Source organism: Actinomycetota bacterium, from assembly GCA_014360645.1.
GTDB lineage: Bacteria > Actinomycetota > Geothermincolia > Geothermincolales > RBG-13-55-18 > Solincola_B.
The window spans coordinates 1-3,461 of record JACIXD010000027.1 but is presented as its reverse complement, the minus strand read 5'-3'; the positions used below and the strand labels follow the sequence as shown (position 1 = coordinate 3,461).

Genomic DNA, 3,461 nt, shown 5'->3' with positions numbered 1-3,461 from the left:
CCCTGGTTCCGATGGCGCTCTTTCCCCCCGGCGCCGCCGCCCACATGAGCTCGCCCGCGCCCACCCGGTCCTCGGTCAGATGATGCTCGCAGATAAGGTCGCAGACGTCATCCGCGAGCAGCTTCAGCACCCTGCGGCTGCCCATGATCTTGTACTGCCTCTCCAGCATGTGGAGGAGGGCGGAGCGAAAGTTGCGGCGCCTGATCACGTCGGCCCTGGCCATGGCGGGCTTTCCAGTCCCCATCACGCCGCCCCCTTTTTGTCGCTTGAGGCGGGCCGCGAGGACACCAGCTCGGCGATCTCCTCTATGCGCTCGGCGTACCCCTCGGCGTTTTTCTCGAGCAGCTCGATGTACTCCCGTGCCAGCCGCTCCGAGATGCCGCAGAGGAAGGCGATCTCCCTGGCCTTAAATCCCCGGCGGAGAAGCAGGACCACCCTTCCGAAGGTGATGAGGTATCTCTGGATGGCCGCCGGGGAATGCCGGCTGAATCTGGATATCTCGGAGTAGGAATAGCGCCTGAGTGTCACTCGGCAATCAAAACCGGCCACCTGAGATTCAACAACAATCTACTCCTTTGTCCCCTTCTTGTCACCTTCAACATCAAAGCCCGCCCCTAATATCTTAATTATAAACCCCGACGGTTACTAAGAACGGCGCATGAGAGGCCCTGTAAAGCCCGATCTCCTTCCGGTAAGGGTTTTTCTTACTATACACCTCGGCCTTTCAGGCCTTTTAGGGGCTCCTGGGGCCTCCCTCCATCTCCGGGCCTTCCGTCTCCTCCCCCTCCAGGGCCTACGCCCCCTCGAGTAGGATTGCCTGTAGGAAAACCCCGAACCCCCTCCGCCTGAAAAAAGGATGATCGCTCCTGCTTACAATTTTATTATTTCTATCTGTTTTCCCAGGTAAAATGCAAATTTCGGGTGGACATCGCTGGTCCTAATCAGGTTGCGCCAGAAATACGCCCCAAACTATAGCCGCCGGATGCCTTTCCGCAGGTCACTATCCATTCCCATCCCTATTACTTCTCCATCTTCCACTTCTCCATCTTCCTATGGAGCGGGCGAGGGGGGCGGACGAATGTCTGTTTTTTTGTCCCGGATTGAAGGATGTCATACCCCCGTAATATAAAAATAAATTGGAGATGCTCGCCAATAGTAGTGTTGGGTACTTAAATAATATGTTGGCGAGGTGTCTCTTTCTAGGAGCTGTGATGTTTAGGAGATGATGAGGGCAATCGGATCGATATCGCTTTGATGTGTTTCAACAAAGCTATGATCGTTTATTCTAATGTGAATGTGTTGAGATAACGGACTATATCTATGTTGTGAAAGGTGTGGAGAAGCAATGCGACCATATGGTGATAGACTTTAAGGAGGCTAAAGATGAGTTATTTCATACATGGAGACAATTTGGAGCGCAAGATAAAAGTCGAAAAGCAACTTGAAAATAGAAAACTATTAGAGGAGATCAAAATGAAATACCTTAAGTGGAAAGAAGATAACATGAAAATTACTGGTACAACCAAAAATGATATAATAAACAAAGTTATACTTCTTAACGACTATAAATCGTTCATTGACCAACCTAGATTCAAAAAAGAAGCAGGGAATAAGTTTGGCTTTACTCCACAATCACAATTACATTCCTCAGTAATCGAAGAATTCATGTATTTTCTATTCAAAGACGTTGGGAAATTAGCAAATAAACATATCCATTGGGGGCGAACGCAAGCATATACTAACTTATATTTTGCGCCACAAAACATTGAGGCATTTGAAGAAAGTTCAAATATTGTGATTAATGTAAAAAGTCAAGATTTTTCTATTTCAAAGGAAGTGATTCTAAAGTCAAGAGTTTCAAACAGTGATAATTGGCAAGAACACACAATTTATGTCCCTATAGTTTCTATCGAGTGTAAAACATATTTAGACAAAACAATGTACGAAGGTTCTGTTTCAACGGCAGAGAAGATTAAGAAGGGGAATCCTTATTGTATTTTTCTGATAGCTACAGAAACTTATGAAGTCAGTTTTGATGTTGAACCAAGGTACTCTTCGATTGATCAAATATATGTTTTAAGAAAAGAAAGCAGAAATAATCCAATAAACACTGATGTAGTATACGATCTGTTTAATTATGTTAATTCACATATTAGCGCTGATTGGTACAATGTCAAAGAGAGAATAAAAAGGGGCAAAATGATATGAGTAAAAGCTATCAGAAAGAGGATAGAATTTATCCGGATTCTAAACTTTTAAAGCGAGAGAGAAAAGTCTTAGAAAGGAAAAAGAAAGAAGAGATTCGAGGAGGCACGAAGTATCTAAAAGTTATAAAAGATGTTTCTCCTGAAATAGATCTGTCAAATTATGTAAACCGGATTATCTGCGGAGATAGTGAGATCGTATTGAACGATATTCCTGATAACTCCATTGATATCATCATAACTTCGCCGCCGTATAATTTTGGACTAGAGTATAAAGGCGATGAAAATAGAGATGCTATATATTGGTATGATTATTTTGACAAGCTGAATAGAATCTGGAAAGAGTGTTGCCGTATTCTAAAACCTGGAGGAAGAATTTGTGTTAATATCCAACCATTGTTTTCAGATTACATGCCAACACACCATGTAATCTCGAAACAATTATTGGACTTAGGACTACTCTGGAAAGCGGAGATTATCTGGGAAAAACGCAATTATAACTGTAAATATACCGCTTGGGGTAGCTGGAGAAGCCCATCGATGCCCTATCTGAAGTACACCTGGGAATATATAGAAGTGTTTTGTAAAGAAACACATAAGAAAGTAGGAGACCCCGCCAAAATAGATATTTCCGGAGAAGAATTTAAGAAATGGGTTTATGCAAAATGGGAAATTGCTCCAGTAAGTAATATGAAGAGGTATAACCACCCAGCCATGTTTCCTGAAGAGTTAGTAGAGAGATTATTAAAGCTATTCAGTTATCAAGAGGATATCGTTTTAGACCCGTTCAACGGTGTTGGAACTACAACATTGGTGGCAGATAAATTAAGGAGAAAGTATATTGGCATAGATATAAATGAAGACTATTGCAAAACAGCAGAGGAGAGATTGAAAAATGAAACAAATCAGCAAGTATTATTTTAAGGATCACATCCATAAAAACAGGTAAAAAAGCGTTAACGGCTGGATAAAGATGTACCAAAAACGTCGACAAAAATGATAGCGTCAAGAAAATTATATCCGTATATCTAACAGGAATTTAAGAGATAAACCAGTTCCTCTCGGCAAAACGCCTGCATAGGATAGTGATCAGCGGCTCAGAGGCTGTAAGACCCCACGCTTGTCCACCTGATATCCCAGGGCCTTTAGGACTTCGGCCTGGGTCTTCGTGGGCATCTCCAGCTTGCGGACTGGCGTCCTTCCCCTGTCGGCGATGGAGAGCACGGAATGGAGATGAAGCATGTCATCCATGACATC

4 protein-coding genes are annotated in these 3,461 nt (G+C 43.4%); 2 read left to right on the top strand and 2 right to left on the bottom strand.

Features of this window, described 5'->3' with window-relative positions; genetic code table 11:
• Both H5T74_14560 and H5T74_14555 read right to left on the bottom strand, forming a co-directional pair.
• On the bottom strand, nt 1-244 hold a 244-nt coding region (locus tag H5T74_14560), incomplete at its 3' end, for a hypothetical protein (GenBank protein MBC7231597.1).
• Nucleotides 244-549: a DUF1670 domain-containing protein gene (locus H5T74_14555; GenBank protein MBC7231596.1), complete on the bottom strand. Its 306-nt coding sequence runs from the start codon at nt 547-549 to the stop codon at nt 244-246. The genes H5T74_14555 and H5T74_14560, both read right to left, overlap by 1 nt.
• A gap of 834 nt (nt 550-1,383) precedes the next feature.
• On the opposite strand from H5T74_14555, the gene H5T74_14550 reads away from it, so the two are divergent.
• On the top strand, nt 1,384-2,208 hold the full coding sequence (locus H5T74_14550; protein ID MBC7231595.1) for a Bpu10I family restriction endonuclease: 825 nt from the start codon (nt 1,384-1,386) through the stop codon (nt 2,206-2,208).
• Entirely contained in the window at nt 2,205-3,128 is a 924-nt protein-coding gene (locus tag H5T74_14545) for a site-specific DNA-methyltransferase (protein MBC7231594.1), read from the top strand. The genes H5T74_14550 and H5T74_14545 overlap by 4 nt, the downstream gene beginning before the upstream one ends.
• Nucleotides 3,129-3,461: the final 333 nt, after the last annotated feature.